This window comes from Streptomyces sp. NPDC051582 (assembly GCF_040681715.1).
Classification (GTDB): Bacteria; Actinomycetota; Actinomycetes; order Streptomycetales; family Streptomycetaceae; genus Streptomyces.
The window spans coordinates 194,171-218,975 of record NZ_JBFAZJ010000011.1 but is presented as its reverse complement, the minus strand read 5'-3'; the positions used below and the strand labels follow the sequence as shown (position 1 = coordinate 218,975).

Genomic DNA, 24,805 nt, shown 5'->3' with positions numbered 1-24,805 from the left:
CCTCGGGGTTGACTCTGGGGGCGAAGGGATGACGGAATGCGGCAGTTTCCTCTGGAGATGCACCAGATGGCACCGGGACGGGTCGTCGAGTGGCGGTTGCGGTCCACGGCCGGGACGGCGGCGGACGCCGACGGCACGGGGGACGGGCCGGGCGGGGTGCCGTCCGGGGTGCCGGCCGACGCGGCGGGCAGGAGGGCTTCGTTCAACCAGGACAAGCACTTCACCGTCGCCGAGGAGAGCCGCGGCGCCGACGACCCCGTGGCGTCCTGGATCGCGGTCACCTTCGAGATCACGGGCGCGCTGGACGAGCAGGCCCTGACCCGGGCCCTGCTGGCCTTCGTACGCCGGCACGAGGTGCTCCGGTGTGAATTCCGCCGCCTGGCCGGCGAGTTGGCGTGTGAGCCGATCCCGGCCGCGGAACTCGCCCTCGACACGGTGCCCGTGGCGGTCTTCGACTCCTCCGAGGCCCTGCGCGGATTCCTGGTCGACCGGTTCAAGCGCAGCATCGACACGCTGTCCTGGCCGCTGTTCACCATGGGCGCCGTCCTGCGCGAGGAGTCCGCGACCGTCTACCTGGCCTTCGACCACATCGTGTGCGACGGCCTGTCGATGCCGATCGTGGTCCACGAGGTGCAGAGCGCGTACGAGGCGCTGCGCCGCGGCGAGGAGATCGATCTGCCGCCCGCGCCGAGCTATCTCGACTTCGCCGAGGAGCAGCGCCGCCGCTACCTGTCCATCGAGGGCGAGGACGAACGCCTCGGGTACTGGAAGTCGTTCATGGCACGCGGCGGCGGCGAGTTCTTCCCCCGGTTCCCGCTCGAACTCGGCGTGGAGCCGGACCGGATGTACCCGATCGTCAACGAGGCCTCGCCGCTGCTGGACGCGGCCGAGACCGAGGTGTTCGAGAAGGCCTGCCGCGCGGTGGACGGCAAGCCGTTCATGGGGGTCCTGGCTGCCGTCGCCGTCTGTCTGCGCGAGGCGGGCGGCCCTGGCGTGTACCGGGGCTTCATGCCGGTCAGCGAGCGCGGCCGGTCCGGCTGGGCCAATTCGGTGGGCTGGTTCGTCAACACCATGCCGATCGAGTTCGACGCCTCGCCCGGCCGGGACTTCGCCCAGGTCATGGCGGCGGTCCGGGCCGGGTTCGGCGAGATGATGCACCACATCGACGTGCCGTTCGTCCGCGCCTGGCAGCTGCTGGCGCCCGCCGAGTTCGCCGCCCGCTCCTGGCCCTATCCGGTGAACTTCTTCTCGTACATCGACACCCGCAAGTGTCCCGGCGCCGAGCGGCACGAGGACTGGCGGCCGAGCTCGCACGTGTGGTCGGCGCGGGCCAACGGTGCCTGCTCCTGGTTCCAGCGGGACGCCGACGGTCTGCACATGAACTCGATCTACGTGGACACCGACGCCGCGCGCCGCACGATGGACGATTTCCAGGAGGCGCTGCGCGCGACGGTCCGGGAGATCGCCCGGCACGGTTCCTTCCGGCGGCCGGTGGCCCTCACCGCGCCGCGCCGCCCGCTCGGGACGCCGCCGCACGGCAGCTCCCGCGAGGGCGCGGCCCTGAGCGGTGCGGCCCCGTACGCCCCCTCCGCCAACCGCTCCTGACGACGCCGGCCGCCCGTGTTCACATGCGGGCGGCACGCCCCAGCAGCAGGTCCCGTTCCCGCGCGTTGTGCGTGAGCGAAGCGGCGCGTTCGAACTCCGCCCGGGCCTCCTCCCGGCGGCCCAGCCGCTCCAGCAGGTCGCCCCGTACGCTCGGCAGCAGGTGGTAGGCGCGCAGAGCAGGCTCCCCGGCGAGGGCGTCGACCAGCGGGAGCGCGGCTTGCGGGCCGTCGGCCATCGATACGGCCACCGCCCGGTTGAGTTCCACGACCGGGGACGGGACCAGCTCGACGAGCCGTCCGTAGAGGATGGCGATCGTCGCCCAGTCGGTGTCCTCGTAGCGGACGGCCTCCGCGTGGCAGCCGGCGATCGCGGCCTGCACGGAGTACGGGCCGCTCCCCGCGTCCCGCATCGCGCGGGCACCGCGGTGGATCAGCATCCGGTTCCATTTGGAGCGGTTCTGGTCGGCGAGCAGCACCGGCTCCCCGTCGGGGCCGGTGCGGGCGGGGATCCGGGATGCCTGGAACTCCAGGAGCGCCGCCAGTCCGTGGACCTCGGGCTCCTTGGGCATCAGGGCGGCCAGGACGCGGGCCAGCCGCAGGGCGTCCTCGCACAGGGCGGGGCGGACGAGGTCGTCGCCTGCGGTCGCCGAGTACCCCTCGTTGAAGATGAGGTAGATGACCTCCAGGACCGAGTCGAGCCGCTGCTCGCGGTCGGCTCCGTACGGGACCTCGAAGGGGACTCCCGCCCCGGCCAGGGCCCGTTTGGCCCGGACGATGCGCTGGGCGACGGTGGGCTCCGGGGCGAGGAAGGCGCGGGCGATCTCCTGCGTGGTGAGCCCGCCCATCAGGCGCAGGGTGAGCGCGATCCGGGCCTCGGTGGCCAGGACGGGATGGCAGGCGGTGAAGATCAGCCGCAGCAGGTCGTCGTCGATGTCGTCGGGAGCCGCGGGCTCGGCGGGCGGTGGTACGTCCTCCAGGGTCCGGCCGACCTCGGCCAGCTTGCGGGCGTACGTCTCCTTGCGGCGCACGAGGTCGATCGCGCGGTGTTTGGCGGTGGCCATGAGCCAGGCGCCCGGTCTGTCCGGGACACCCGACTCCGGCCACTGTTCCAGGGCGGCGACCAGCGCGTCCTGGGCGATCTCCTCGGCGATGCCGACGTCGCGCACGATGCGCGCGGCGGCGGCGATGATCCGCGCCGACTCGATCCGGAACACCGTTTCGACCGCTCGGGTCGCGCTCACTGCCGTCACGGCCACCCATCAGAGCAGCCGTGACGAGACAGGGCAAATGCGGCGCGGGGCCCCGCGCGGTCGTGGCGCGGTCGTGGCGCGGTCGCGGCGGTCGTGGCGCGGTCAGCCGCCGTCGATCTGGCGCAGCTCGGCGCCGACCGTCCATTCCTCGGGGTGGATCTCCAGGAACCGCTTGGTCCACTCCAGCGCCTCGGCCTTGTCCTTGGCCTGGAGGATGGCGTAGCCGCCGACGACCTCCTTGGTCTCGGTGAAGGGCCCGTCGGTGTAGCTCAGCTTGCCGCCGGACCAGGTCACCCGGGTCCCCTCGGCGGTGGGGAGCAGCCCGGCGGTGTCGAGCATGACCCCGGCCTTGGTGATCTCCTCCATGAGCGCGCCCATGCGCTCCCCGAACTCCGGCGGGAACTCGGTGTCGGCGGGAAGGGCCTGCTCGTCGATGCGGATCAGGGAAAGGAAGCGCGGCATGGTGGCTCCTCGGTCGGACGGGCGGGGGCTTTCCCCGCCTCTCACTGCTTCGTCGAACGGGAGACGTCCGGATCGACAGCTCCCCGGGGTTTTCTTCCGGAAGAATCTTCCGGCCCGAAAAGCCCTACTCGCGAGTAGGATCGCGGGCCCCGACTCCTCCGAGAGGACCTTCCGATGCCGCGCACTCCTTCTTCCCCTCTTCTGCTCGCCGGACTGCTGGCGACCGCGGGCGTCGCGCACGCGCTCGCACCGAAGCAGTTCGACGCGATCGTCCCGAGCGCCCTCCCCGGCACCGCCCGGCAGTGGACGTACGCGAGCGGCGCGGCCGAGCTGGCGCTGGCCGCAGGTGTCGCCCATCCGCGGACCCGCCGGGTGGCGGCGCTGGCCGCCGCGGCGTTCTTCGTCGGCGTGTTCCCGGCGAACGTGAAGATGGCCGTGGACGCCGGGCGCCGCTCCCCCGCCCTCCGGGCCGCGACGCTCGCCCGGCTGCCGCTCCAGCTCCCGCTGGTCCTGTGGGCCCGCAACGTGAGCCGGGGCGCCTCCGGCTGACGCCGTGCCCGCCCCGATCACGGGCTGTCGCCCGACCAGTCCCAGTGGTCCGGATCGCAGGCGCGGCGGCGGTAGTGGGCCCGGCCGCCGGCCCCGTAGCGTCCTATCTCGGTGGGGAGCCGGGCCTCTTCGGCGAGTTGGCGCGGGCTCCAGCCCGTGATGTCCAGGAGGAGCCCGTCCAGCGGACCGCCCACGAGTTCGCCGTAGAGGCGGCCGGGGCGCGCGCCGGGGTCGGGGTCTTCGTGGTCGGCGCCGTAGACCCGGCGCCTGAGCATCCTGTCGTCCATGCTCCCAGCTTCACAGCCACCACTGACAACCGGGCCCCGCGCGCCGGTCCTCAGCCTTCGAGGAGGCGCTGCCCGACGTACTCCCCCGGTGCGGCCCCGCCCGGCACGGCGAACAGGGCGGACGTCTCGTGCTCGGTGTACCGGCCGAGGGCGTCGCCCCCGGACAGCCGCCGCTGGACGGGGACGAAGCCCGTACGGGGATCGGCCTGCCAGGCGACGAAGAGCAGCCCCGCGTCCGGTGTGCCGTCGGACCGCAGGCCGTCGTAGTACGACCATCCGCGCCTCAGCATCGTCGCGCCGGCGTTGGTGCGCGGCGCGGCGAGCCGTATGTGGGCGTTGGCCGCGATGGCGGGGACCCCGTCCGGCCGCGCGGCGTCCAGGTCCACCGGCGTGCGCTCGGTGCCGCCGCTCAGCGGGGCCCCGTCGGCCACGCGCCGCCCCACGGCCTCCTCGCGGTGGTGGACGGGCAGCCCCTCCCAGGTGTCGAGGAGCATCCGGATCCGGCGTACGACCACGTACGAGCCCCCCGCCAGCCAGGCCGGCGCGTCCGGGCCGGTGACCAGGATCCGGGTCCGCTGCGCGGGGTCCTCGGCCGGGGCCGGGTTGGCGGTCCCGTCGAGTTGGCCCATGAGGTTGCGGTGGGTGCCGGACGCGGCCTCGCGGGACGCGGCTTCGCAGGACGCCGCTCCCGGCGGCCGGGTGAACCCGGACATCACCCAGCGGGTCCGCGCGACACCCCGGGCCAGCCGCTGGAGGGTGCGCAGGGCGTGCACGGCGGCGAACGGGTCGTCCGCGCCGACCTGCACGAACAGGTCGCCGCCGGAGCGGGCCGGATCGAGCCGGTCGTCCGTGAAGGCGGGCAGCGGGGCGAGGGCCTCCGGCCGGGCCGCGACGAGCCCGAGCCGGTCGAAGAGGCCCGCCCCGAAGCCGAAGGTGGCGGTGAGCGCGGCGGGACCGGCACCGAGGGCGACACCGGTGTCGCCGTCGGCCCCCGAACCACCCCCGGCCGGCGGCTCGCCGCGGCTCATCCGCTCCGCGGCCCCGGTCCAGGCGCGCATCAGGGCGGCCGCCCGCGCCCGGTCGGTCCCGGGCCCGAGGTCCAGTGCGGCGAGATGCGCGTAGGGCTGGCGCCGGGTCAGGATCCCGGCCTGGTACGGGCCGTGGAAGGGGACGACGGCGGCCGGGCGCCGCTCCCCGGACCGGGCACCGGCCCCGGAGCCCGTCAGTACGGCGCCGCCCGCGGCCAGGGCGGCCAGCCCGCCGGCGCCGAGCAGGGCCCGGCGGGCGACCCGGGACCGGTCACCGCAGGGACCGCTTCGCCCGCTCCCACCGGACTCGCCGGACTCCCCGGACTCCCCAGTCTCCCCGGACTCGCGGACCTCCACCGTCACTTCGCCCCGTCGACCACCGGGTCGACGACCCCGACCCACAGCTGGTTCAGCTCGGACACGTACCGGCCGCCCTTGGTGTCCTGCGGTACGACCAGCCGCGGTCCGGCCGCGTCGTCGAACGGCACGCCGTCCTCGGAGACCGCGAGCAGGATCTGGCTCTTGGCGAAACCGGGGTCGAGTTCGGCCCAGGCGAAGACGGCGCGGTAGTCGCCGCCCCCGGTCGCGGCGACCACCCCGCGCAGCTGGCCGTTCTTCTTGCCCTGGTCGAAGCGCGGCTCCGCCGTCTTCAGCACCTCGTACAGCGGCACGCCCGCGTACGTGTGCTCCTGATCGCCCTTGGCGCTGGTGAACTTCACCGGCGCCGAGCTCTGCGGCAGCTTGCGCAGGTCGGCGAGGGTGAGGGTGTAGGGCTTGGCGACCTCGCCGCCGACCCGCACCTCGCCGGGCTTCAGCGGCGCGGCGGGGGACTTCGCCGACGCTCCCGCCGGGGCCCCGGCGGACGCGGGAGCGGAAGCCGCCGCATCCGCCTTCGCGTCCTTCGCGCCCTTCGCGTCCTTCCCCTCCGCCGGCTGACCGCAGCCCGCGAGGACCAGCGCGCCCACCGCGAGCACGAGGCCCGCTCTCCGAAGGTTCATGCGACGTTCCATGGACGACCCCTCCCGACACGCCGATCGACTACCTCGCAGATGCGAGGTGATCGGCCCCCTTGTGGCGAAAATGCCGTGCGCAACATATCTGAAGACCCGCATCTGCCCCACACCGCGAAAGCGACCCTGGAGCATCGGCCGAACGGCCCGCCCGCAATCCCCGGCAAACACCCCGGGCTCTTGGCGGAAACACCCGTTCCGGGCGGGAATTCGGGGCCTGCGGGCCCGGCGGCGATGATGGGGGCCCCAACCGCACATCACTCGGTACACGAAGCAGGAGCACCGCCCATGGCACGTCGGGTACACCAGCCGCTGGAGAACCAGGAGTTCGACTTCATCCTCGGCATGACCGAGGGGCCGGTTCTCGCCTACTTCATCGGGACCTGGCCCAAGGCCCTGGAGTCCTGCCGCGCGATGGACGCGCTCGTGGCCGAGGCGGCCGAGGATTACGGCACGCGCCTGACGGCGGTCCGCACCGACATGACCCGCTGCCCCGAACCGACCAGGCGCTTCGCCGTGACCGGTGCCCCCACCGTGGTCCTCGTCAAGGACGGCGAGGCCGTGGCCGACCACGCCGGCGCGATGAGCCGCGCCGAGCTCCGCGCCTTCCTGGACGCCCACCTCTGAGCGTCCGGGAGGCCGCTCGGCCGGGCGGGCGAAAGCGGTCCATCTGGCCGAAAGTGGCATAGGTCAGATAGGTGCCTTGGGCATGTAATGGATTCCGGCGAGACGGACCCACGGAACCATGCTTACGAGGTGCTGCATGTCAGAGACCGTTGCCTTTCCCCAGGACCGAACCTGCCCCTACCACCCGCCGGCCGCGTACGACCCGCTCCGCGAGGGCCGGCCGCTGTCCCGGGTCACCCTCTTCGACGGCCGCTCGGTCTGGGTGGTCACCGGGCACGCCGAGGCGCGCGCCCTGCTGTCGGACGGACGACTCTCCTCCGACCGGCGCAACGAGGCCTTCCCCACCCCCACGAAGCGGTTCAAGGGGCTCCAGAACCGCCGTACGGCCCTGCTCGGCGTCGACGACCCCGAGCACAACGCCCAGCGCCGGATGCTCATCCCGAGCTTCACCCTGAAGCGGACCGCGGCCCTGCGGCCCGCCATCCAGAAGACCGTGGACCGGCTGATCGACGAGATGGTCGCCAGGGGACCCGGGGCCGAGCTGGTGGGCGACTTCGCCCTGCCCGTCCCCTCCACGGTGATCTGCGCCCTGCTCGGAGTCCCGTACGAGGACCACGAGTTCTTCGAGGGGGCGTCGCGACGGCTGCTGCGCGGGCCCGAGCTCGCCGACGTGGAGGCCGCCCGGGACCAGATCAACGGCTACCTCGCCGATCTGATCGAGCGCAAGCGGACCGACCCGGGTGACGGACTGCTGGACGAGCTCGTCGCGACCCGCCTGGAGACCGGCGAGACCGACGTCGAGGAACTGGTCTCGCTGGCCGCGATCCTGCTCGTCGCGGGGCACGAGACCACGGCGAACATGATCTCGCTCGGTACGTTCACCCTGCTGCGGCATCCGGAGCAGCTGACCGAACTGCGCACCGACCCCTCGCTGATCTCGGTGGCCGTGGAGGAGCTGATGCGCTTCCTGTCCATCGCGGACGGCATGCTGCGGGTGGCCACCGAGGACATCGAGATCGGCGGAGTGACGATCCGCCCGGACGACGGGGTGGTGTTCTCCACCTCCGTCATCAACCGGGACCCCGCGGTGTTCGCGCGGCCGGACGCGCTGGACTGGCACCGGTCCGCCCGGCACCACGTCGCGTTCGGCTTCGGGATCCACCAGTGCCTCGGGCAGAACCTGGCCCGCGCCGAGATGGAGATCGCCCTCGGGACGCTGTTCGCGCGCCTGCCCGGGCTCCGCCTCGCGGCCGAGCCGGACCGGATTCCGTTCCGGCCCGGCGACACCATTCAGGGCATGGTCGAACTCCCCGTGGCATGGTGAGGGACATGTCGCCACAGCGCATCGACATCAAGACGGACGTCTGCATCGGCGCCGGGCAGTGCGCCCTGACCGCACCGGACGTGTTCACCCAGGACGACGACGGCTTCAGCCAGGTGCTCCCGGGCCGCGAGGACGGCAACGGCAGCCCGCTGCTGCGCGAGGCCGCCCGCGCCTGCCCGGTCGCCGCGATCAGCATCCGGGAGGAATGACAGCGGCACCCGGCTCACGGGTTCACGGGGCCCGTACGGCTCAGAGCAGGGCGACGGCCCGGCGCTCCAGGTCCAGCGAGCGGTCCACGAGTTCGGCGCATTCGTCGAACAGGGACCGCCGCGCGGGGGCGTCGGAGTCCGGCTCGGCCGTACGGGCCAGGTCCGCCAGCCGCGACCAGTGCCCGGCGGAGTCCCGCAGGAGCGAGGCGGCCTCCGGCCGCCCGGCGAGGTCGAGGAAGTCCGCGTACAGCGGCCGGGTGGCGCCGGGGGCGGTCCACTCCTCCTCCAGGCAGGCGTACAGCCGCCCGGTGCCCGCCCGGAAGGCCTCCGGACTGCCGAACCGCCGCTCCCAGCCCGTCTTCGTGGTCCGGTCGCGCAGCTGCGCGGCCAGCTTCTCCATGCCGGAGAAACCGAAGTTGACGTCGAACTGGTTGCCGAGCACCGGCCCGGTGAGGCGGGTGACGGTCGCGGCGATGGCTCCCTCGACGTCCGGCTCGTCCTCGGCCGGACCGGTGGGCACGACGAGCTGGTGGCGGCCCTTGCGGTGCGCGGTCCAGGCGGCGCCGAACTCCTCGCGATCGATCCGGTAAGGGGTCTCGGCCCCGTCCTCGATCAGCAGGTCGTCGCCGTCGTATCCGGCGATCACGACGGTGTACGGGTCGGCGCCGATCATCTCGGCGTCGGCGTCGGCCTCGTGCCAGGGCAGCGACGACCGGTCGACGACGCAGAAGGCGGGCTGGCCGCCGTCGAGCGCGGCGCGCACCCGGCCCCAGCGGGGTTTGGTGGCGCGCGTGGCGTCGTAGGGGATGTGCAGGCGCCGCAGCGCGACCTGCACCCAGGGCTCGGGATGAGCCTGCGCGACGATCGTCGCGATGGGCGCCCGGCCCGCGTACTCGAAAACGAAGTACATGAAGCCGATCCCGCCGGCCAGGCCCGCGATCAGCTCCTCGTCGTGGGCGCTGCCCAGGGCGTGGCGGATCAGGGAGGCCTCGCGATGGCGTCCGGTTCCGAAGTCTTCGTACACGAGCACAGTCATGCGGTCAGCCTAGCCGCGCCCCGCCCATGGACCCGACGGGGACTTCCTGTACAGTTGTCCAGGAAGTTGCCGATCAACTGGAGGTCGCCGTGCACACGGTCGCTCAGGTCCTCATAGGTGTCGTCGCCGCCCTGCACGCGTACTTCCTGGTCCTGGAGATGTTCCTGTGGCAGCGGCCGCCCGGCCGGGCCCTGTCGGGCTTCGACGAGGAGCTGGCCCGCCGCACCGCACCGCTCGCCGCCAACCAGGGCCTCTACAACGGCTTCCTGGCCGCCGGACTCGTCTGGTCACTGGTCATCGACTCGCTCGCCACGCAGGTCTTCTTCCTCGTCTGCGTGATCGTCGCCGGACTGTACGGGGGCGCGACCGCCAACCGGCGCATCCTCGTCGCCCAGGCCCTGCCCGGCGCGCTCGCCCTGGGCGCCGCACTGCTGGCCACGTGAGCCCCGAGGATCCGCGCACCGCCCGCACCAGGGCCCGCCTGCGCGAGAGCCTGCTCGCCGAGTGCGCCGACCGGCCGCTCGGGGAGGTCAGCGTCTCGGCCGTGGTCCGCCGGGCCGGGGTCGGGCGCGCCACGTTCTACCTGCACTACGAGGACCTCCCGGCGCTGGCCGTCGACGCCTGCGCCGACGTGGTGCACGCGGCGGTCGACGCCCTGCACGCCTGGCAGACGGAACCCGGGGCGCGGGCCCCGGCCCGGCCCCCGGCCGCGCTGGCCGGCTTCCTGGCCGACGCCGCCGCGCACGCGCCCCTGTACCGCACCCTGCTCCTGCCGGGCGGCGGCGGGCCGCTCGGCGAGCGGCTCAACCGGGAGCTGCGCGCCCGCGCCCGCGCCGAACGGGAGGCGGCCGGCGCACCCAACGCCGACCTGGTCGCCACGGCGGTGGCCGCCACGTTCACCGGGATCCTCGCCGACTGGCTGCACGGCAGCGTCCCCGGCTCCCCGGCAGAGCTGGCCGACCACCTCTGGCCGCTGCTGCTGGCCCTGCACCGCGCGGGCTCCCGGCCCACCGCCCCGTGACGGCCATGAGCCCCGCCGGACCGACCGGCGGGGCTCATGTCACGGGCTGGGCTCGTGAAGTGGCGTCACAGTGGTGTCACCGCTGCGGAAGCACGTTCTCCGCCTGCGGGCCCTTGGGGCCCTGGGTGACGTCGAACTCGACCTTCTCGTTCTCCTGGAGCTCCTTGAAGCCGGTGCCCTGGATGGCGGAGAAGTGCACGAACACGTCGGGGCCGCCATTGTCCTGCTGGATGAAGCCGAAGCCCTTCTCCGAGTTGAACCACTTCACGGTGCCTGTTGCCATCAGTACTGATCCTTCTCAACGTTCCACGCGGGCCGCACGTGCGGTGCAGCCGACCCAATCCTGCCCGTGCGTCACACCCACCACACCTCAGGCGCGGCCGATCGGGGCAGGTTCGAACTATTGACCGGCCAGTTCGGCGGGGCGCGGGCGGGGCGCCGAGGCGGCGGCCCGGCGCGGTCCGCCGGCCCGGCAGCCCAGGCAGTGCGCGTGCCCGGTCCGCGCGCCGGTGTCGCGGATGCGCCAGTCCCACTCGGCACGGGGGCGGGGCCCGCCGGGCTTGCCCCAGCCGGCGAGGTGCAGGACCCAGGTGACGACCGCCGCCGCGACGACGAGGCCGAGGCCGAGCCAGACCCCGGGCATCCAGGCCCCGCACACGGCGGCCCCGGCTCCGGTACAGCCGATCAGGGCCAGGGCGGTGCCGGTCCACCCGGCGACCGTGTGGCCCATGTCGACGTCTCCGTGTGCGCTCATGATTCTCCCCAGACGGACGGGCGGCAGTAGGTTCGGAAGGCGAGATGCCTTAGTCAACAAGGTAAGCATCTCACGAGCTAAGTTACTTAGACACTAAGGAGTATCTGCATGCAGGGCAAGTCCCGCCCCGCGGCCACGGCCCAGGAGGCGCTGTCGCGCATGGACCGGTACGTCGCGCTGGGCCTCATCGGCCAGCAGGAGGTCGCGCAGCTGCTGGGGCTGAACGTCACCGACCTGACCTGCCTGGGCCACGTCCTGGGCGCCGGGGACGACCCGCTGGGCGCCGGTGACCTCGCTGAGCTGACGAACCTGACCACCGGCGCCGTGACCGGGGTCCTCAACCGCCTGGAGCGGGCCGGGTACGCCCGCCGGCAGCCGGACCCCGCGGACCGGCGCCGGGTGCGCGTGGTGGCCGACCCGGCGGCGGCCGCGCGGGTCTTCGCCGTGTACGAGCCCTTCTACGCCCGGCTGGGCACGGTGTTCGCGCAGTACTCCCCCGACGAGGTCGCCGTCATCGCCGACTGGTTCGCGCGGGCGACCGTCGAGATGACCGCCCACCTCGCCGAGGTGCGCAGCGGGCGACTGGGGCCCGCGGCGCCGTAACGGGCCCGGTGCGCCATGTCCCCGATGGTAAAATTCGCCTTTTCACGTCTCACGGAAGGTTCTGCATGAAGAACCCGTCGGTTCACGGGCGCTTCGGCATCAAGGCCGGAGCCAAGGCAGGCCCCAAGGGCGGTGCGAAGTCGGGCGGCAAGACCCCCCGGACCGCTCCCCTGAAGGGCGAGTTCGCGATGCCGAAGACGGTCGAACCGGCGCTGCCGCCGGTGGAGGCGTTCTCCGAGCTGGACCTGCCCCGTGAGCTGGTGACGACGATGGCCGACCTGGGGGTGACGCAGCCGTTCCCCATCCAGGCGGCGACGCTCCCCAATTCCCTGGCAGGCCGCGACATCCTCGGCCGGGGCCGCACCGGCTCCGGCAAGACCCTGGCCTTCGGCCTGGCCCTGCTGGCGCGCACCGCGGGCCGCAAGGCCGACCCGAAGCGACCGCTGGCCCTGGTGCTCGTACCGACGCGCGAGCTGGCGCAGCAGGTGACCGAGGCGCTGACGCCGTACGCGCAGGCCCTGGACCTGCGGATGGCCACGGTGGTCGGCGGGCTGTCGATCGGCAGGCAGGTGAGCGCGCTGCGCACCGGCGCCGAGGTCGTCGTGGCCACCCCCGGGCGCCTCAGCGACCTGGTCGGGCGGCGCGACGTCCACCTGGAGCGGGTGAAGATCACCGTCCTCGACGAGGCCGACCAGATGTGCGACATGGGCTTCATGCCGCAGGTCACCGAGATCCTCGACCAGGTGCACCACGCCGGGCAGCGCATGCTGTTCTCCGCCACCCTGGACCGCAACGTGGACCAGCTCGTGCGCAGCTACCTGAAGGATCCCGTCTCCCACTCCGTCGACCCGTCGGCGGCCTCCGTGAGCACGATGGATCACCACGTGCTGCACATCCACTCCGCCGACAAGATCTCCGCCGCCACCGAGATCGCGGCGCGCGAGGGCCGGGTGCTGATGTTCCTGGACACCAAGCACGGGGTGGACCAGTTCGTGAAGCACCTGCGGGCCATGGGCGTACGGGCGGAGGGGCTGCACAGCGGCAAGTCGCAGCCCCAGCGCACGCGCACGCTCGCCCAGTTCAAGACCGGGGCCGTCACGGTCCTCGTCGCGACGAACGTCGCCGCGCGCGGCATCCACATCGACGACCTCGACCTGGTCGTGAACGTGGACCCGCCCGCCGACCACAAGGACTACCTGCACCGGGGCGGCCGCACCGCCCGCGCGGGCGAGTCCGGCAAGGTCGTCACCCTGGTCACCCCGAACCAGCGCCGGGACATGGTCCGGCTGATGGCCGAGGCCAAGATCCGGCCGACCACCACCCAGGTCCGCTCCGGTGAGGCCGCGCTGAGCCGGATCACCGGCGCGAAGGCCCCCTCCGGGGTGCCGCTGGCGGGCGCCGAGCCGACGGACGCCAAGGGCCGGCCCTCGGGCACGGACCTCGGCTTCCGCGGGATCGGCACGCGGCCGGGCCGGCCCGGTGTGGGCAAGGAGTCCCGCAAGACCTCGGAGGCGCGCAAGCTCGCCGAGGCGCGGCGCGCGGCGCGGGTCCGCAAGGGCGGCTGACGCCACCGGCGGAGGCCGTCGGCGGCGGACACCGTCGGCGGACGCCGCCTCGAAGCGCCGGCGCCGGCCCCCACCGCAGGGGCCGGCGCCGTACGTGCGTCCGCGAGCGGGCCGGCCGTCGGATCAGCCCCGGCGGCGCCGCCGCCAGGCCACGATGGCGCGGGTGACCACCGGCGGCAGCAGGTCCTTGGCGAGCCTGCGCCAGGCGAGCCCGGCACGCGGCCGCGGGCCCGGCTGGTGCGCGGTGCGTACGGTCTCCGGCGCGGGCTCGGGCGCCGGATTCAGCGGCTCCGGGGGCGCGGGCGGGACGGCGCCCTCGTCGCCGATGCGGACGAGGGACTGGCCGGCCACGAGGTCCACACCGTGCCACAGGTCCCCCCGGCCCTCCAGCCAGGTCAGCAGCTCCGCCTGGTAGGGAGCCGCGTCGCCCCAGGTCGCGTAGAGCTTCGACGCCGAGACGGCGATGAGGTGCAGCTCGCCGGTGGCCACCGCGGCCCACACGGCGGCGGCGACGCCGGGGCAGTGCTCGGAGCGGTAGTCGTCGAAGACGACGACGGCGTCCGGGGCGGCCACGACGCGCGAGGACTCGATGTCCTGGACGACGTGCTCGTAGAGGTGCGAGGCGTCGATGTGGATGAACCGGCAGCTCGCCGGGCGGACGCGGTCGGCGACGACGAAGGTCGGAGCCTGGATGATCGTGGGGAGCGCCTCGCGGAAGGCCAGGTAGTTCGTCTCGAAGCCGCGGCGGGTGAGCGTGGGGTACGAGTCCTTCATCTCGGCGAGATTGGAGTCGTCCGGCGCCGGCGAGTCGAAGAGGTCACACACGGTGAACTCCTCGCCCTCCCGCAGGTATCCCCCGAGGAAGATCGCGCTCTTCCCCATGAAGGCGCCGAGTTCGAGCAGATCGCCCGGCTTCTCCTCCCCGCCGTCACGGCGGGACAGGAACCAGTCGAAGAGCACCTGGTCGTAGCCCGAGAACCAACCGTTGACCTGGTTGTACGCGGTCGGTGCGGGCGGAGCCGGCTCGCCGTCGGGGGTGGTGACGGGAGCGTGGGAAACGTGCGACACGGAGAGCAGCCTCCAGTGGAACGGCATCGGAATCAACGCTGATACCCGGCCAGGTAGGCAGACCTTAAACCCTCGAACGGCCGTGTGACGAGACTCCTGTGCGGAGCTGATAAAACCGCTGCCGCCCGTATCCGTCTTGCTCCGGATCGGCCCCTCGTTTCCGAGGGGTCCCCCGCCGGGCGCTCGCTTTCCCCGGGCTCAGCCCGCGGCGTTCCGGCGCCGCAGGCGCGCGGCGGCGACGGTGCGCACGCGGTGGGTGCGGGCCGTGGCGGCGAGCAGGCCGAGTGCCTCGTGCGAGCCGAGCGATCCGGCGGCGGTGCGCTGGCACCAGTCGGAGGCGGCGGTGAGCTCGGCCGGGGACCACGGCCCGCCGTCGGCGATCGTCTTGAGCAGGGTCCATTCGCGCAGCCTGCGGGCCGGGAAGGCGCGGGGGCCGATCGCGGTGCCCATCTCGCGGGCCCAGCCGGGGAACCGCGGGTCGGTCAGCAGCTGGGCGGCGCGACGGTCGAGGTGGGTGACCACCGCGCTCTCGGCCATCACCGGGTCGCGATCGCGCAGCACGGCGGCGACCGCGTCGGCCTCGCCCGCTCCGGCGGCGGCGGTGGCCAGGGCGTCCAGGTGGCGGCCGTAGCGCCAGTGCTCGGGCACGGTGGCCGTGCCCTCCGCCCCTGTCTGGTTCTCACGTCTCCCCATGCACCCATTCCACACGACCCCTCTGAACGTCCGGTGTCCAGGGGTGCCTCAGCCCCGGCCCGGGGGCGCGAGCGGCAGGGCACGAGGCGAGCCGTGCCCGGCTCGGGGCGCGGCCCGGCGCCCGGAGACCGGCGTCCCGCGCGATCAGCGGTCGGGACCCTCCTCCGGGAGCTCGGTGAGGGGGGTGCGGGGGGACGGCGGGAGGGAGAGGCGGATGCGGGCCCCGTGGACCGCGGCCAGTTCGGCGTGGCCGGCCGGACCCCAGTCGGCGAGTTCGCGGACCTGCTCCGGGGTGGCCAGCAGGCGCGCGTACGCCGGATCGCCGGCCGGGAGCGGCGAGGGGAGGCGGCCGACGGTGCGGGGATGGGCCGCCCCGTCGGCGTGGCGGTAGCCGAGCGGCGTGGAGGCCGGCACGGGGGACGGGAGGTGTGCGGAGCCGGTGGTGCGCGAGATCAGCACCAGGACCCGCCCGTCGGGGGCGAACAGCCAGGCCGAGGGCTCCCGTACGGGCAGCCCGGCGGGCACCGGGCCGGGGTGCCAGGTGCCGTGCAGCGGGGTGCGGCGGGTGCGCAGGACCCCGAGCCGGTCCAGGGCGGTCGCCAGGGTGGGGCGGCCGTCCTCCAGCAGGGCGGCGCCGCCGCCGTTGACGCGGGCGCGCAGCGCCGACAGGGCGCGGCGGGCGTCGCCCGGGTCCATCAGGCCGGCGAGGTCGGCCGGTTCGGCGAAGTGGACGGCGGTGATCTCCTGGGCCGGGAGGCGGATCCCGTCGATCCGGTCGGGGGTCCAGGTGCCGCCGTCGTACACGTGCATGATCTCTCCCGGGAAACCCATCTCGGGCGGGATGCCGGGGGTGTCGGCCGGGATCCAGTCCACGGCGAGCCCGCGCGGATAGCGGCCGTCGACGCCCAGTTCCTCGCGCACTTCCCGGGCCGCGGCGGCGGCCGGGGCCTCGCCCGCGTCCACCGCGCCGCCGGGCAGCAGCCGGTCGGGGCGGTAGTCGACGCTCTGGACGAGGACGCGGCCGTCCGAGTCGGTGACCAGGACGACGGCTCCGGTCCACAGCGCGGCCCGCGAAGCCCCGTACTCCTGCGGTGTCATCCGGGTGCCCGGCCGGCTTCCGTCGCCCTCGTCCTCGTCTTCGCTCACGGCCTGGTCGGTCAGCTGCGGCATCGGAACTCCGTTCACCGTGGATGGACCCTCTGCCCGTGCAACAGCCCTTGCCCCCATGGGGTTACGCCGGTCACACCTTCGTGGCCACTGACCACCGCTTTGCCACCCCTATACCTCCTTATTACCTTGTTACACCGTCGTTGGTACATTCGTCTCGCGGACTGGCGGCTTGAAAACCGCCGGTCCGACCACGCTTCCCCCACGGACGCGGGCGGCTCGCCGCCGCCGACGCCGTCCGCGGGCCGGCCGCCCTCGGGATGTTCGCCGTCCATGTCGGCCCGGGACCACGGCCCGAGGGCGCCGGGTACGTGATCGTCGCGGCCGACGGGCGGGCGCCCGCGCCGTTCGCCCTCCCCGCCGGGTTCTCGCCCGCCTTCACCCGGCGCGGCCGCCCGGGATCCTGGCCATCCTGGCCTCCTTCACCGCCCGCTTCCTCGCCGCCGAGCCCTTCACACCCCTGTGGGCCCGCCGTCCGTCACTCGTGCGTGTGACCGCGCGTAGGTTCCGGCGGCCGGCGTGCGGCAGGGTGGGCAGATGCTGTTACGCCGGGCGGCCCTGCCCCTGCCCCTGATGCTCGCCGCGGTGGCGCTGACCGCCGGGTGCGTGACCGTACGGCCCGACCGGCCCGCGGAGGCGGCCCGTACGGCTCCGGCCGCGGAGCCGGGAGCGGTGGCCGAAGCACTGCCGCTGGGGCGGCTTCCGGCATCGCAGACCCCCTCCCCGCCCGCGCCCGAGCCTGCCGCGGCGGCCGCGGAGCAGGCAGCGGAGGTCCGGGTTCCACCGCCCCGGAGCCGCGAGCGCGCGCCCGACCGGCCGGCGCGGCCCGTACGCCCGGCACCCGTGCCGGGACCCCGCAAGCGCCCGCCCGCACAGCCGAAGCCCCGGCCCGCGCAGCCGCGTCCGTACGACATGGGCTCCCTGTGCGAGGCCGCCAAGGGCACCGTCCACCCGTCCATCGTCGCCCTGTGCCGGTAGATGTGGATCATCCGTGTGGATTCGGCCCGGCTCCCGGAGCGTGAGGGACGGGTTCGCTTGGATGGGCGGCGCGGGTCCGACCTGAGGCCCGTACCGCCTCCACCCCCCAGGGAGTCGCCATGGCGAAGATCGCCCTGTTCGGCGCGACCGGCACCATCGGAACGCGCGTCCTGCGCGAAGCACTCGACCGCGGCCACGAGGTCACCGCGGTGGTCCGCGATCCCGAGAAGCTCGCGGACTCCGGAGCCGAGGTGATGCACGGCGACGTCCTGGACCCGCACTCCGTCGCAGAGGCGGCCGCCGGCCGGGACGTGGTCGTCAGCGCGGTCGGCCCCGGCGCCGGAGACCCGGACATCCTCGTGTCCGCCGTCAAATCCCTGATCGGCGGCGTCTGCACGCCGGGCCCGGACATCCCCCGGCCCCGGGTGATCGTCGTGGGCGGGGCCGGCTCGCTGCGCACCCCCGAGGGCCCGCTGGTCCGGGACGCGCCGGGCATCCCGGAGCCGGTCCGTGCCCTCATGCGAGCCCACGGTGAGGCGCTGGACTTCCTGCGGACCGTGCCCGTCGAGGAGGTCCGCTGGAGCTGCCTGAGCCCCGCCGCGCAGATCGCGCCGGGCGCGCGGACGGGCACCTACCGGCTGGCCCTCGACGACCTCGTCGTGGACGAGGACGGCCTCAGCCGCATTTCGGCCGAGGACTACGCCGTGGCCCTGGTCGACGAGATCGAGCGCGATGCGCATTCCGGGAAGCGGTTCACCATCGGCTACTGACCGGCGGCTACCGGCCGGTGGGCGTGTCCGGAGCCGCCTCCCCGGCGTACATCACCGTGAGTTCGGCGCCGAGCCGGGCGAGCCACTGCCGTACCTCCGGCGGCTCCAGCACCTCGACCCCCGCCCCCAGCCCGGCCAGATGCCCTGCCAGGGCCCTGGCGGCCGGCCCGTCGACCCACACCTCGGTCCAGCCGTCGGGCAGCGGACCGCCGACGCGCACCCGGCCACCGAGGAAGCGCTGCAGCAGGGCGAGCGTGTCGGGGCGGACGCGGGCCCGCGCGGTCACCGCGTTCATGCCGTCCTGGAAGGCCCCGGACAGTGCCCGCCAGGTCTCGGCGAGGTCGAAGCCGGGCGGCCGGACCACCGGTTCACCGGTCGGTTCCACGGAGGTGACCCGGCTGAGCCGGAAGGTGCGCAGGCCCTTGTCCGTACCGGCGACGAGGTAGTCCGCCCCCGCCTTGGCCACGAGCCCGAGGGGGTCGACCGTGCGCTCGCCGGCCGTTTTGCCGACGCCCGCGTACCCGAGCCGGACGCGGATCCCGTCCACGACGGCGCCCTGGAGCGCGGAGCGGTGGGCGGCACCGGCCGTGACGGCGTTGCGGGACCAGTCGGTGGCGTCGACGACTCCGGCACGGGTGGCGGCCTCCGCATGCGGCCGCAGGCTCGGTGGCAGGGCCCTGACCAGCTTGCGCAGAGTGGTGCGCAGTTCGGGGGTGGCCGACAGGGGGCCGGTGACGAGGAAGAGCGCCCGGATCTCGTCGGCGGTCAGTCCGGTGAGGTTGGTACGGGCCCCGCCGACGAGGGACCAGCCGCCCCCGCGGCCGCGCTGCGAGTACACGGGGATGCCGGACGCGGCCAGGGCCTCCAGGTCACGGCGTGCGGTGCGCTCGGACACCTCCAGTTCGGCGGCCACTTCGGGGACGGTGACGCGGCCGCGCTCCTGGAGGAAGAGCAGGGTCGCCACCAGCCGGTCGGCTCTCACGGGTCTCTTTCCTCCTGCACGGGCGTCCTCGTCTTCGCCTTTTCATTCTCCAAGGAAAACTGGCCAGAAGGTGGCCACTTTTCCTTCCAGGATGAAGCCATGAACAAGACCGAGCAGCTCATCGAGACCCCGTCCGGCTCCGCCGGCACCGCCGGCACCGCCGCCGCCTCCTCCTTCGATCCCCGGGCCGACCTGGCCGCTGCCGTCGAGCTGGCAGGCCGTGCGCTGGCCGCCGTCCGGCCCGAGCAGTACGACGCCCCGACCCCCTGCGAGGAGTTCGACGTCCGGCGGCTGTCGAGCCATCTCGTCGCCGTCGTCCGCCGGATCTCGGTGATCGGGCGCGGCGAGGACCCGTTCAGCGTCCCGTCCTTCGCCGACGAGATCGCCGACGGCGGGTGGGCGGCGGCTTGGGAGCCGGGCGCCCGCGAGGTCTCGCAGGTGTGGGCGGATCCGGACGTCCTCGGCCGGCAGCTGCGTCTCCCGATGGGCGTCCTGCCCGGCGCGGCCGCCGCGGCCGTCTACACCCACGAACTCGTCGTGCACACCTGGGACCTGGCCACGGCGACCGGACAGGCCCCGGAGTGGGACCCGGCCCTGATCGAGCGGGTGATCGGCGTCGTACGCCGCGCGCTGCCGGCCGAGACCCGCGGCGGGCGGATCCCCTTCGCCGATGTGGTGACCGTGGACTCCGACGCCCCGGCCATCGACCGGCTCGTGGCCTGGGCCGGACGCCGGCCCTGAGGGACCCGGTCCGGGGGTTATTGGGTGGATGGCCCGGCCTCGGATACCTAGAGTGACGGCGAACCACCGTCGTCGACCCGGAGCCAACCATGCGCACGCACTACCCCCGCACGCCTCATCTGCCCTGGTCCCCCGGGGCGGCGGCGGACGACGTGCGGGCCGCCGGGCTCGCGGGGCTGGCCGGGCACGAGGTCGTGGTCACCGAGAAGCTGGACGGGGAGAACACCACCCTGTACGCGGACGGGCTGCACGCGCGCTCGCTGGACTCAGGCCACCACCCCTCGCGTGCCTGGGTCAAGGGCCTCCAGAGCCGGATCGGCGCCGGCATACCGGCGGGATGGCGGGTCTGCGGGGAGAACCTGTACGCCCGTCACTCGCTCCCGTACGAGGACCTCGACAGCTGGTTCTACGGGTTCTCGGTGTGGGACGGGGAGCACTGCCTCGACTGGGACCGGACCGTGAGCTTCCTGCACGGCCTCGGGACACCCACCCCGCGCGTGCTCTGGCGGGGCGTCTTCGACGAGCGCGCACTGCGCAGGCTGCGGCTCGACACCACCCGGCAGGAGGGGTACGTCGTACGGACGGCGGGCGCCTTCGCGCGGGCGGACTTCGGGCGCAGTGTCGCCAAGTGGGTCCGCGGCGGCCACGTGCAGACCGACACGCACTGGATGTACGCGCAGGTGGTGGCGAACGGGCTCGGTCCGCAGGCCCCGCTGTGGGCCGTGCGCTCGGGCTCCGAGCCCGATGCGGGGCAGTTGGCGGCCGCTCTCGGCCTGGAGTCCGCGCCGGGCGGCGGAGGCGAGCCGTACCTCGCGGGCGTCGAGCCGGTCGTCGCCGAGGTGGCGGGCCGGCTCGACGCCTCGGGCCGCACCGGCGAGACCCGGCTGGCCGGGGTACTGGCCGCCCTGCTGCACCGCGCGCCGCGGGCCCGGATCGCGGCGCGGACGGCGGCGGGGCCGCTCGGGATGCCGCCGGCCCGGCGGGTGGCCGACCTGGTCGGGCTCCACCCGTACCCGCAAAGGCCGTTCCCGGACGAGGGGCGGCGGGCCGGGCTGGTCCGGATGGCCGTCGCCGCCGATCTCGGGGTGCTGCACGCGCTCGCGGGGGCGGCGGCGGTGGACGCGGAGGCCCGCGAGCGCGTCGAGTGGTCCGCGCTGTGCGCGGAGGAGGCCGGGCTCCTCGGCCCCGACCCGCTGGGCCCGCTGCGGGAGGGGCTGCGGGAGGCCCTCGGCGACCTCGGTCCGGACGCGGCGGACCGCTGCTGGGCGGAGGCCCGGGAGGCGTTCGGCCGGGGCGGGATCTCCACCGCCGAGGAGGCGGTGGCCGCGACCTGGCGGTGGCGGGACGGGCGCTTCCCTCGGCTGGTGCAGCTGTGCGGGCCTTCGGGCAGCGGCAAGAGCACGTACGCCCGGAGCCTGCCGGGCGTGGCCGCGTACATCAGTCTCGACGATCTGCGCACCGCGCGGGGTTCCCGGTCGGACCAGCGGGCCAACGCCGACGTGCTGCGCGAGGGCCTGGACCGGCTGGACGCCGCACTGGCGGCCGCGGCGGGCTCGGGGGGCACGGTGGTGTGGGACGCCACCTCCCTCACCGAGCAGCAGCGGGGCCTCGCGGGTGCGGTCGCGCGGCGCCGGGACGCGCTGGTGACCCAGGTCGTGGTGCTGGTCGAGGAGGCGGAGCTGCTCCGCCGCAACGCCGTCCGGCCCCATCCCGTACCGGCGCAGGTACTGGCCGCCCAGCTGCACCGGTTCACTCCCCCGTATCCGGGGCAGGGCGCGGCGCACCGCATCCGGTACGTCGGGGCGGGCGGCACGGTCGAGGACACCGCGGGCAGCATCGGGGCGACGGCGCAGACCCTGTCGCTGCCGACGGCCGCGACCACGGGCGCGGCAGTGGGCGAGGACGGCTGATGCGCACCAGTGAGGAGCTCTACCACCAGGTCCGCTGGGACCCCCGCTTCGATCCGGCCCGGTTCGTCTTCGGGCTGCACCAGCGCGGGGCGCCGCCGAAGCGCCTCCCGCTGCCCTCCTTCGTGCCGGGCGGCGACATCCCCTGGCACCGGGTGCTGTTCGTCGAGGCGGACGGGGAGCTCGTGTGGGACCGGGCGAGCGGTGTGGACCGGATCGACCTCACCGAGGCCGGCCGGATCCGCGAACCACGGTTGCTGCGGGCCCCGTTCTTCACCGCCCGCACCCCGCACGCGTGGGATCCGGCGGACGGCGGCTCCTGGCGGCCGGCCGGGACCGGGCGCGCGGCGTCCGAGCCGGGCTCCGCGCCGCGGCCCGTACGGCTGCTGACCTGGAACACCCTGTGGGACCGGTACGACGCCCCGCGCATCGACACCGCCCGGCGCAGGCCGATGCTGCTGGCCGACCTGGCTGCCGCCGACGCCGATGTGATCGCCCTCCAGGAGGTCGAACCGGCCCTGGTAGAGCTGTTGTTGGCGCAGCCCTGGGTGCGCGCCGGGTACACGGTGGGCACGGATCCACGCGGCAAGGACGTGGCCGCGAGCGGGTTGCTGGTGCTGAGCCGGCTGCCCGTACGGGAAGCGGGGCTCCATCTGCTGGGTCCGCACAAGGCGGTCACGGCGGTGACGGTGGAGGCCGCGAGCGGCCCGCTCGTCGTGGCCTGCGTCCACCTGACGAGCGATCACACGGAGAACGGCGCCGGGCGACGCGGTGCCGAACTGGTCCGCATCTGCGAGGGGTTGGGTGGCATCGACGCGGACGTGGCGCTGCTCGGCGACTTCAACGACGGCCGCTGCGGACCGCAGGGACCGGCGGCGGCACTGGGCATGCGGGACGCCTGGACGGAGGCGCACGGGGCGCAGGACACCACGCCGACCTTCGACCCGGTGGCCAACCCGCTGGCCGCGGTGGGCTCGCTGTCGGGGCGGCCGGGCCGGCTGGACAGGGTCCTGCTGCGCTCGGCGGGGGCGCGGGTGCGCGAGGCCGCGCTTCGGGGCGACTCCCCCGGACCTGACGGGCTCTTCATCTCCGACCACTTCGGGGTGGAGGCGGTGGTGGACTTCTCAGAGGAGGACGGGGACCGCGCGGTGCTCGACGTACGGGCGACCGCGCGGACGGCGGTGGCCTGGCTGCCGCCGCACGATCCGGCGGTCGAGGAGCTGCGCCGCGCCCACGACCCGGCGGTGCACCGCTGGCCGGCGCACGTGAACCTGCTGTTCGGCTTCGTACCGGAGTCCTCCTTCGAGGCGGCCCTGCCCCTGCTGGCCGAAGTGGCCGCGCAGACGGCTCCGTTCACCGCCCGGCTCGCCGGAGTGCACAGCTTCGGGCACCGGGAGGAGGCCACGCTGTGGCTGGACCCGGCGGCGGCCGGCGACGAGCCGTGGCAGCGGCTGCGGCGAGGGCTCGCGGAGCGGTTCCCGGGGTGCCGGGGACGCGACGGCTTCACCCCGCACCTGACCCTCGGACGCAGCCGGGACCCGCAGCGGGCCCTGGCGGAGTTCACCGCGCGACTCGGCGGGGCCGGGCCCGGGTCCGGCACGCGGTCCGGCGCTCCGTCCGGCGCTCCGGCCGGCGCTCCGGCCCGCGTCGGGGAGCTGGCGGTGCTGTCCCGGCGCGGGGACGGGCCGATGCGGGTACGGGCGACGGTGGACCTCGGCACGGGTGCGTGGCGGTGGGTGTCGGACCCGGAACCCGAAGCACCACCGCCCCGCGAAGCCGGCGCCGCCGATGCCGAAGCCGCCGATGCCGAAGCCGAAGCCCTCGCCGCCCGGATCGCGGAAGCGCTGGGCGACGGTGTGGTGCACCTCGTGGGATCCCGCCGCATGGGCTGCGCCCTGCCCGGAGCCGACCTCGACCTGGTCGCCGCCCTCCCGGGCGCCGCCGGGATCGCGGAGGTACGGGAGCGGGTCGCGGCAGCGCTCCCGGAGGCCGAGCGGCTGCGGGAGGTCGTCGGCGCGCGCGTGCCGGGGCTGCGGCTGCGCGCGGCCGGGCTGGACCTGGACCTGGTGGTCGTCGGCACGGGCGCGGTGGATCCGGCCCAGGCCGTGCGGCGACGGGCCGAGCTCGGCGAGGCGGCCGCGGTGGCGCTCGGCGCGGTCGACGACGCCGATGCGGTAGGGGACTTCGTGGGCGGCGAGCGGCATGCGCAGTTCGTCCGGCTGGCCCGGGAGGTCAAGGCGTGGGCCCGCGCCCGGGGCCTGGACTCGGCGCCGTTCGGCGGGCTGCCGGGGCTGGCCTGGGCGGTACTGGCGGCCCGTACGGTCCGCGAGGCCGTCGACCTTTCCCCCGCGGCCCTGCTCCGGGAGTTCTTCGGGACCTGGGCCGCCTGGGACTGGCGCGACCCGATCGCCCTGCACGACCCGTCCACGTCCCCGTCCACGTCCACCTCCCCGGGCCCGGACGCCCCGGTCACCGTCCTCACTCCCTCCGAGCCGGTGCGCAGCTGCACGCCGCAGGTCGGCCCGGCGCTGCGCGACCTGCTCGGGCGGGAGCTGTACGAGGCGTGGGAGTCCCCGGGGGCGGGTACGCCGCCACTGCACCGCCGCCACGCGGCGTGGGCCGTGGTCACCGTACGGGGTGCCACGCCCCCGGAGTTCGAGGAGGCACTGGGACGGACGCGCGGCCGGATGCGCGCCCTGCTCGGCCTCCTGGAGGCCGCCGGCGTCGGGGGCGCGCACGCCTGGCCCCGCCCGTTCGAGTGCGGCGACACCGTGGCCCGGTACGCGATCGGTCTCGGAGCCACGCCGCCCGACGCGGCCCGGCTGGCCGCCCTCTGCGCCCCGTGGGCGCCGGCCCTCGCGGGCGTCGAGGTCACGTGGGCGGAGTGCGGGGCGGTCCCGGCCCTCTCCTGAACCGGGTGCTCCCGGCCGACAAGTAGCGAACGCACGGCAGCACCCGACCTCGGAACGAGGCCATTCCTCGAACATCCCTGACCACGTCGTCCCGCCCGGCGACCCCGGCGGGCGCGCCGGACGGAGCGGTCAAGAGCCTCAGTAGAGCCCGGTCGCTTTTTTTCGTCAACACTTTTCACAAGGATTGAAGAAACCCCAAGTTCACAGGCCTGACGGCCAGTTGACACACCATGCGGCCTTCACTTTGTGAACGCTGAA

Annotated in this window: 26 protein-coding genes; 14 read left to right on the top strand and 12 right to left on the bottom strand. The window is 74.4% G+C overall.

Annotated elements, in window-relative coordinates:
- The first annotated feature begins 36 nt into the window (after positions 1-36).
- On the top strand, positions 37-1,605 hold the full coding sequence (locus AB0M92_RS17105; RefSeq protein WP_366102956.1) for a condensation domain-containing protein: 1,569 nt from the start codon (positions 37-39) through the stop codon (positions 1,603-1,605).
- A 19-nt stretch (positions 1,606-1,624) separates the two neighbouring features.
- On the opposite strand, the gene AB0M92_RS17100 is transcribed toward AB0M92_RS17105, so the two are convergent.
- Both AB0M92_RS17100 and AB0M92_RS17095 read right to left on the bottom strand, forming a co-directional pair.
- Entirely contained in the window at positions 1,625-2,845 is a 1,221-nt protein-coding gene (locus tag AB0M92_RS17100; RefSeq protein WP_366102973.1) for an RNA polymerase sigma factor, read from the bottom strand.
- A 111-nt stretch (positions 2,846-2,956) separates the two neighbouring features.
- Positions 2,957-3,316, bottom strand: coding sequence for a YciI family protein (locus AB0M92_RS17095; protein ID WP_366102955.1), 360 nt, complete (start codon positions 3,314-3,316; stop codon positions 2,957-2,959).
- Positions 3,317-3,490: 174 nt separating this feature from the next.
- Between AB0M92_RS17095 and AB0M92_RS17090 the strand changes: the two genes are divergently transcribed.
- Positions 3,491-3,865, top strand: coding sequence for a hypothetical protein (locus AB0M92_RS17090; protein ID WP_366102954.1), 375 nt, complete (start codon positions 3,491-3,493; stop codon positions 3,863-3,865).
- A 17-nt stretch (positions 3,866-3,882) separates the two neighbouring features.
- Here AB0M92_RS17090 and AB0M92_RS17085 read toward each other — a convergent pair whose 3' ends face one another.
- Genes AB0M92_RS17085 through AB0M92_RS17075 form a run of 3 tightly spaced genes read right to left on the bottom strand, consistent with a single transcriptional unit; the run spans position 3,883 to position 6,178 of the window.
- Entirely contained in the window at positions 3,883-4,152 is a 270-nt protein-coding gene (locus AB0M92_RS17085) for a hypothetical protein (protein ID WP_366102953.1), read from the bottom strand.
- A gap of 50 nt (positions 4,153-4,202) precedes the next feature.
- A complete protein-coding gene (locus AB0M92_RS17080; RefSeq protein ID WP_366102952.1) occupies positions 4,203-5,543 on the bottom strand; it encodes a Dyp-type peroxidase in 1,341 nt (446 codons plus the stop codon).
- The gene (locus AB0M92_RS17075; protein ID WP_366102951.1) at positions 5,540-6,178 is read right to left on the bottom strand and encodes a molybdopterin-dependent oxidoreductase; all 639 of its coding nucleotides are present in this window, start codon (positions 6,176-6,178) and stop codon (positions 5,540-5,542) included. Before AB0M92_RS17075 ends, AB0M92_RS17080 begins: the two co-directional genes overlap by 4 nt.
- A 300-nt stretch (positions 6,179-6,478) precedes the next feature.
- Between AB0M92_RS17075 and AB0M92_RS17070 the strand changes: the two genes are divergently transcribed.
- The 3 genes from AB0M92_RS17070 (at position 6,479) to AB0M92_RS17060 (ending at position 8,350) form a co-directional block, all read left to right on the top strand.
- Positions 6,479-6,817: a thioredoxin family protein gene (locus tag AB0M92_RS17070; protein ID WP_366102950.1), complete on the top strand. Its 339-nt coding sequence runs from the start codon at positions 6,479-6,481 to the stop codon at positions 6,815-6,817.
- Between the two features lie 136 nt (positions 6,818-6,953).
- Positions 6,954-8,141 (top strand): cytochrome P450, encoded by a 1,188-nt coding sequence (locus AB0M92_RS17065; protein WP_366102949.1) that lies wholly within the window; start codon positions 6,954-6,956, stop codon positions 8,139-8,141.
- 5 nt (positions 8,142-8,146) lie between these two features.
- Positions 8,147-8,350 carry a ferredoxin gene (locus tag AB0M92_RS17060; RefSeq protein WP_048478639.1) on the top strand — a complete coding sequence of 68 codons (204 nt, stop codon included), beginning with the start codon at positions 8,147-8,149 and terminating at the stop codon, positions 8,348-8,350.
- Between the two features lie 40 nt (positions 8,351-8,390).
- Here AB0M92_RS17060 and AB0M92_RS17055 read toward each other — a convergent pair whose 3' ends face one another.
- Positions 8,391-9,386 (bottom strand): BtrH N-terminal domain-containing protein, encoded by a 996-nt coding sequence (locus AB0M92_RS17055; RefSeq protein WP_366102948.1) that lies wholly within the window; start codon positions 9,384-9,386, stop codon positions 8,391-8,393.
- Between the two features lie 89 nt (positions 9,387-9,475).
- Here AB0M92_RS17055 and AB0M92_RS17050 point away from each other — a divergent pair, with 89 nt between their 5' ends.
- Both AB0M92_RS17050 and AB0M92_RS17045 read left to right on the top strand, forming a co-directional pair.
- Complete coding sequence (locus tag AB0M92_RS17050) at positions 9,476-9,829, top strand: DUF1304 domain-containing protein (RefSeq protein WP_366102947.1); 354 nt, start codon at positions 9,476-9,478, stop codon at positions 9,827-9,829.
- Positions 9,826-10,407, top strand: a complete 582-nt coding sequence (locus AB0M92_RS17045) for a TetR/AcrR family transcriptional regulator (RefSeq protein WP_366102946.1) — start codon at positions 9,826-9,828, stop codon at positions 10,405-10,407. The genes AB0M92_RS17050 and AB0M92_RS17045 overlap by 4 nt, the downstream gene beginning before the upstream one ends.
- Before the next feature lie 76 nt (positions 10,408-10,483).
- On the opposite strand, the gene AB0M92_RS17040 is transcribed toward AB0M92_RS17045, so the two are convergent.
- Both AB0M92_RS17040 and AB0M92_RS17035 read right to left on the bottom strand, forming a co-directional pair.
- Entirely contained in the window at positions 10,484-10,690 is a 207-nt protein-coding gene (locus AB0M92_RS17040; protein ID WP_366102945.1) for a cold-shock protein, read from the bottom strand.
- Positions 10,691-10,807: 117 nt separating this feature from the next.
- Positions 10,808-11,161: an HGxxPAAW family protein gene (locus AB0M92_RS17035; RefSeq protein ID WP_366102944.1), complete on the bottom strand. Its 354-nt coding sequence runs from the start codon at positions 11,159-11,161 to the stop codon at positions 10,808-10,810.
- 108 nt (positions 11,162-11,269) lie between these two features.
- Between AB0M92_RS17035 and AB0M92_RS17030 the strand changes: the two genes are divergently transcribed.
- Both AB0M92_RS17030 and AB0M92_RS17025 read left to right on the top strand, forming a co-directional pair.
- Positions 11,270-11,764 carry a MarR family transcriptional regulator gene (locus AB0M92_RS17030; protein WP_366102943.1) on the top strand — a complete coding sequence of 165 codons (495 nt, stop codon included), beginning with the start codon at positions 11,270-11,272 and terminating at the stop codon, positions 11,762-11,764.
- 65 nt (positions 11,765-11,829) lie between these two features.
- A complete protein-coding gene (locus tag AB0M92_RS17025) occupies positions 11,830-13,329 on the top strand; it encodes a DEAD/DEAH box helicase (RefSeq protein ID WP_366102942.1) in 1,500 nt (499 codons plus the stop codon).
- 123 nt (positions 13,330-13,452) lie between these two features.
- On the opposite strand, the gene AB0M92_RS17020 is transcribed toward AB0M92_RS17025, so the two are convergent.
- From AB0M92_RS17020 to AB0M92_RS17010, 3 genes are all read right to left on the bottom strand, one after another.
- A complete protein-coding gene (locus tag AB0M92_RS17020) occupies positions 13,453-14,397 on the bottom strand; it encodes a class I SAM-dependent methyltransferase (protein ID WP_366102941.1) in 945 nt (314 codons plus the stop codon).
- A gap of 198 nt (positions 14,398-14,595) precedes the next feature.
- The gene (locus AB0M92_RS17015; RefSeq protein ID WP_366102940.1) at positions 14,596-15,090 is read right to left on the bottom strand and encodes a hypothetical protein; all 495 of its coding nucleotides are present in this window, start codon (positions 15,088-15,090) and stop codon (positions 14,596-14,598) included.
- 144 nt (positions 15,091-15,234) lie between these two features.
- Positions 15,235-16,260: an NUDIX domain-containing protein gene (locus tag AB0M92_RS17010; protein WP_366102939.1), complete on the bottom strand. Its 1,026-nt coding sequence runs from the start codon at positions 16,258-16,260 to the stop codon at positions 15,235-15,237.
- Between the two features lie 534 nt (positions 16,261-16,794).
- Here AB0M92_RS17010 and AB0M92_RS17005 point away from each other — a divergent pair.
- Entirely contained in the window at positions 16,795-17,235 is a 441-nt protein-coding gene (locus AB0M92_RS17005; protein WP_366102938.1) for a hypothetical protein, read from the top strand.
- Positions 17,236-17,354: 119 nt separating this feature from the next.
- Entirely contained in the window at positions 17,355-18,005 is a 651-nt protein-coding gene (locus AB0M92_RS17000; protein WP_366102937.1) for an NAD(P)H-binding protein, read from the top strand.
- A 7-nt stretch (positions 18,006-18,012) separates the two neighbouring features.
- Here AB0M92_RS17000 and AB0M92_RS16995 read toward each other — a convergent pair whose 3' ends face one another.
- Positions 18,013-18,987, bottom strand: coding sequence for a WYL domain-containing protein (locus tag AB0M92_RS16995; protein ID WP_366102936.1), 975 nt, complete (start codon positions 18,985-18,987; stop codon positions 18,013-18,015).
- Between the two features lie 99 nt (positions 18,988-19,086).
- On the opposite strand from AB0M92_RS16995, the gene AB0M92_RS16990 reads away from it, so the two are divergent.
- The 3 genes from AB0M92_RS16990 (at position 19,087) to AB0M92_RS16980 (ending at position 24,547) form a co-directional block, all read left to right on the top strand.
- Positions 19,087-19,728, top strand: a complete 642-nt coding sequence (locus tag AB0M92_RS16990; RefSeq protein WP_366102935.1) for a TIGR03086 family metal-binding protein — start codon at positions 19,087-19,089, stop codon at positions 19,726-19,728.
- An 89-nt stretch (positions 19,729-19,817) separates the two neighbouring features.
- Positions 19,818-21,638, top strand: coding sequence for an RNA ligase family protein (locus AB0M92_RS16985; RefSeq protein WP_366102934.1), 1,821 nt, complete (start codon positions 19,818-19,820; stop codon positions 21,636-21,638).
- Complete coding sequence (locus tag AB0M92_RS16980; RefSeq protein WP_366102933.1) at positions 21,638-24,547, top strand: poly(A) polymerase; 2,910 nt, start codon at positions 21,638-21,640, stop codon at positions 24,545-24,547. The genes AB0M92_RS16985 and AB0M92_RS16980 overlap by 1 nt, the downstream gene beginning before the upstream one ends.
- Positions 24,548-24,805 lie beyond the last annotated feature (258 nt).

Excerpts from the sequence above, each read along its gene's own strand:
- AB0M92_RS17105 (WP_366102956.1), top strand. The coding sequence starts at position 37 with ATGCGGCAGTTTCCTCTGGAGATGCACCAGATGGCACCGGGACGGGTC.
- AB0M92_RS17095 (WP_366102955.1), bottom strand. The coding sequence starts at position 3,316 with ATGCCGCGCTTCCTTTCCCTGATCCGCATCGACGAGCAGGCCCTTCCC.
- AB0M92_RS17090 (WP_366102954.1), top strand. The coding sequence starts at position 3,491 with ATGCCGCGCACTCCTTCTTCCCCTCTTCTGCTCGCCGGACTGCTGGCG.
- AB0M92_RS17085 (WP_366102953.1), bottom strand. The coding sequence starts at position 4,152 with ATGGACGACAGGATGCTCAGGCGCCGGGTCTACGGCGCCGACCACGAA.
- AB0M92_RS17075 (WP_366102951.1), bottom strand. The coding sequence starts at position 6,178 with ATGAACCTTCGGAGAGCGGGCCTCGTGCTCGCGGTGGGCGCGCTGGTC.
- AB0M92_RS17070 (WP_366102950.1), top strand. The coding sequence starts at position 6,479 with ATGGCACGTCGGGTACACCAGCCGCTGGAGAACCAGGAGTTCGACTTC.
- AB0M92_RS17065 (WP_366102949.1), top strand. The coding sequence starts at position 6,954 with ATGTCAGAGACCGTTGCCTTTCCCCAGGACCGAACCTGCCCCTACCAC.
- AB0M92_RS17060 (WP_048478639.1), top strand. The coding sequence starts at position 8,147 with ATGTCGCCACAGCGCATCGACATCAAGACGGACGTCTGCATCGGCGCC.
- AB0M92_RS17055 (WP_366102948.1), bottom strand. The coding sequence starts at position 9,386 with ATGACTGTGCTCGTGTACGAAGACTTCGGAACCGGACGCCATCGCGAG.
- AB0M92_RS17040 (WP_366102945.1), bottom strand. The coding sequence starts at position 10,690 with ATGGCAACAGGCACCGTGAAGTGGTTCAACTCGGAGAAGGGCTTCGGC.
- AB0M92_RS17035 (WP_366102944.1), bottom strand. The coding sequence starts at position 11,161 with ATGAGCGCACACGGAGACGTCGACATGGGCCACACGGTCGCCGGGTGG.
- AB0M92_RS17030 (WP_366102943.1), top strand. The coding sequence starts at position 11,270 with ATGCAGGGCAAGTCCCGCCCCGCGGCCACGGCCCAGGAGGCGCTGTCG.
- AB0M92_RS17025 (WP_366102942.1), top strand. The coding sequence starts at position 11,830 with ATGAAGAACCCGTCGGTTCACGGGCGCTTCGGCATCAAGGCCGGAGCC.
- AB0M92_RS17015 (WP_366102940.1), bottom strand. The coding sequence starts at position 15,090 with ATGGGGAGACGTGAGAACCAGACAGGGGCGGAGGGCACGGCCACCGTG.
- AB0M92_RS17010 (WP_366102939.1), bottom strand. The coding sequence starts at position 16,260 with ATGCCGCAGCTGACCGACCAGGCCGTGAGCGAAGACGAGGACGAGGGC.
- AB0M92_RS17005 (WP_366102938.1), top strand. The coding sequence starts at position 16,795 with ATGCTGTTACGCCGGGCGGCCCTGCCCCTGCCCCTGATGCTCGCCGCG.
- AB0M92_RS17000 (WP_366102937.1), top strand. The coding sequence starts at position 17,355 with ATGGCGAAGATCGCCCTGTTCGGCGCGACCGGCACCATCGGAACGCGC.
- AB0M92_RS16990 (WP_366102935.1), top strand. The coding sequence starts at position 19,087 with ATGAACAAGACCGAGCAGCTCATCGAGACCCCGTCCGGCTCCGCCGGC.
- AB0M92_RS16985 (WP_366102934.1), top strand. The coding sequence starts at position 19,818 with ATGCGCACGCACTACCCCCGCACGCCTCATCTGCCCTGGTCCCCCGGG.
- AB0M92_RS16980 (WP_366102933.1), top strand. The coding sequence starts at position 21,638 with ATGCGCACCAGTGAGGAGCTCTACCACCAGGTCCGCTGGGACCCCCGC.